General features: G+C 39.1%; 6 protein-coding genes. All 6 read right to left on the reverse strand.

What is annotated here, in order from left to right:
- Positions 1–134: 134 nt before the first annotated feature.
- Positions 135–275, reverse strand: coding sequence for a hypothetical protein (locus O9290_RS18400; protein WP_162490494.1), 141 nt, complete (start codon positions 273–275; stop codon positions 135–137).
- Positions 263–490 (reverse strand): DUF8778 family protein, encoded by a 228-nt coding sequence (locus O9290_RS18405; RefSeq protein WP_288057753.1) that lies wholly within the window; start codon positions 488–490, stop codon positions 263–265. The genes O9290_RS18400 and O9290_RS18405 overlap by 13 nt, the downstream gene beginning before the upstream one ends.
- An 86-nt stretch (positions 491–576) precedes the next feature.
- Positions 577–774: a hypothetical protein gene (locus O9290_RS18410; protein WP_002797026.1), complete on the reverse strand. Its 198-nt coding sequence runs from the start codon at positions 772–774 to the stop codon at positions 577–579.
- A gap of 205 nt (positions 775–979) precedes the next feature.
- On the reverse strand, positions 980–1,195 hold the full coding sequence (locus O9290_RS18415; protein ID WP_002797028.1) for a type II toxin-antitoxin system HicA family toxin: 216 nt from the start codon (positions 1,193–1,195) through the stop codon (positions 980–982).
- Positions 1,196–1,197: 2 nt separating this feature from the next.
- On the reverse strand, positions 1,198–1,446 hold the full coding sequence (locus O9290_RS18420; protein WP_002736552.1) for a type II toxin-antitoxin system HicB family antitoxin: 249 nt from the start codon (positions 1,444–1,446) through the stop codon (positions 1,198–1,200).
- Between the two features lie 339 nt (positions 1,447–1,785).
- Positions 1,786–2,472 (reverse strand): WD40 repeat domain-containing protein (locus O9290_RS18425; protein ID WP_288087356.1); only part of this gene is annotated, 687 nt, incomplete at its 5' end.

Genomic DNA, 2,472 nt, shown 5'->3' on the forward strand with positions numbered 1-2,472 from the left:
CCCCCCTTATCAAGGGGGGCAGGGGGGATCGGCACCCCCCTTATCAAGGGGGGCAGGGGGGATCGGCACCCCCCTTATCAAGGGGGGCAGGGGGGATCGAACCTAAAATCCATTTTTAATTTAATTATAACCAGCTACTTATTTTCAAACAGAGTTATTCGTTCTTGGGTGCGCTTAATTCCTTCTTGAAGTTCTTGCAGTCTTTCGGTTAATGCGTCTTCAATAAATTTTTTTAAGGAGTTTAGATGTTTAGAACTCAGTTTTACTTCAGCCATAATGCTTCCGAGTTGATAATCGCTGCTGTTTGCCATTCGTCAGTCCATACTAATTCTAGTTCATCTACTGCTAAAAAAGCTTGGGCGAGTTCTTCTGCTTCTTGTTGTTGTCGCCATTGTTGTAAAATTGAGGCGATGAAAATGCTTTTATCTTCTACTTTCTGGTTTAGGTAATTAACCAGTTCATCGGGTAAAGAAATGGAGATTTTAGCCATTGTTATCTCTTTGGCTATTTGATTCCAATGTCTATCGTATCGTGAACTACTTTTCCTTGCCAACTAATTTTCCTTCACTATTAAATTTAATTCTGCTTACTTCTAATCTCCTGAATATCTTGCCAAAAATCGGCTCTTGTCACATTTTTTAAGGTCTGTTGACGTTCTTGAGTATAGTCACCAAAACCCCATCCAGTATCTTGTAAAAAGCGAATAGCATCGACTTGTCCTAATTCTTTAACTAATGCTTGATAGCCTTTTTGTCTTAGCTCAATTGGTGTCATTGTTTTCATCTCCTTGTAATAGCAAAGTTTCCATTAACCAAGTAACAGGATTATCTAATTTTACTTGCAATAATTTACTGTATTTTATGGCTTTTCTAAGTAATCTGTCATCGGTGGTTAGCAATACGTCTATCCTAGCATATTCGGCGGAAGCGATATGAAAAGAATCATAAAGATCAAATCCTAAATATATAACCAATACTGTTTAACTGTTGTCCCATTCTTCATCACTAATACCCGCTTGTTTGAGAATTTCCTTAACTAAATCTATAGAGATTTCTTGATTTCCATGAGGGTTAGGGATGCGAATTTTATGTTGACCCTTTTTCATAAATTGATGTTTACTACCAGAAAAAGGTCCTGTGTAACCTAAAGCTTTCAATTTTCTGATTAATTTTCTGCGAGAAATTGCTGATGGCATAACTAAACTTCTGCAACTGTTGTAACTTTAATTTCTAATCCATCTATGATAGGTAAAGGGTCGCCATCTTGTAATTTTAAAATGATCCATTCTTCTAGAACTTCTAGTAAGTCTTGACGGCATTCTTCAACGGTCAATCCATTTCCCCAAACGCCTTGAAAGCCTTCTATTTCAGCAAACCAAGTACCGTCATTTAGCCTTTTGTATTGTGCTTTTTGTAAAGCTTTTTCACAATAATTGAGTAAGATCATTTTCTTCTCTAAATCTCCATAATATGTAACTATATTATCACTTCTCCTCACCAATCCCATCACACAAATGTCTATCCTCCTCCTTAACGCCAGAATTAGGATTGTGCAAATAAACCCGCACCCAATCGCAACTACGCCCCATTAAAGCGTTTAAGTCCTGCATTGTCCTACAATCTTTCTGTATTGTCCTACAACTCTTCTGCATCGCCCTATAATCCTTCTGTATCCTCACAAAGAAGTCTAAACCAAGATTAACGGGATTTTAGGATTAACTGGATTATTTACTTGGAAACTCCTGACAATCTTTTAAGATTGAGCATCCTGAAAATCCTCTAATCCTCAAAATCCTGATACTGACGATTTACCCCCAATCCCATCACACAAATGTCTATCCTCCTCCCTAACACCAGAATTAGGATTGTGCAAATAAACCCGCACCCAATCGCAACTACGCTCCATTAAATCACTTAAACCCCAGTCTGTCCCAAGATTCCAGAGTTTGATAGTGTTGTCCCAACTACCGCTCACCAAAGTCTTGCCATCGGGACTAAAATTAACGCTATAGACAGCGCTATCATGCCCCTTGAGGGTGCGGATTTCTTGGCCTGTTTCTACATTCCAGAGTTTGATAGTCTTGTCCCAACTACCGCTCACCAAAGTCTTGCCGTCGGGACTAAAATTAACGCTTAAGACATAGCTATCATGCCCCTTGAGGGTGCGGATTTCTTTGCCTGTTTCTACATTCCAGAGTTTGATAGTCTTGTCCCTACTACCGCTCACCAAAGTCTTGCCGTCGGAGCTAAAACTCACACTATTGACACTGCCATTATGCCCTACTAAGCGATTAGATTCCCTTCCTTCAACCAGAATCTTCTGCAAAGCATGAATTACCTTCGTGTTGCTTGCGTTGTGTTTCTGCAAAATTTTTCCTGCCTTAATCGCTTCAACAATAGCATCTAATTCTTTTCCCTCTTCATTAAAGAGATGCAAAGAATAACCACTGAGAGAATTTGCTAAACTAAGTTC

Origin of the sequence: Microcystis sp. LE19-41.2A, assembly GCF_027530405.1 — a bacterium.
GTDB classification, from domain to species: Bacteria; Cyanobacteriota; Cyanobacteriia; order Cyanobacteriales; family Microcystaceae; genus Microcystis; species Microcystis aeruginosa.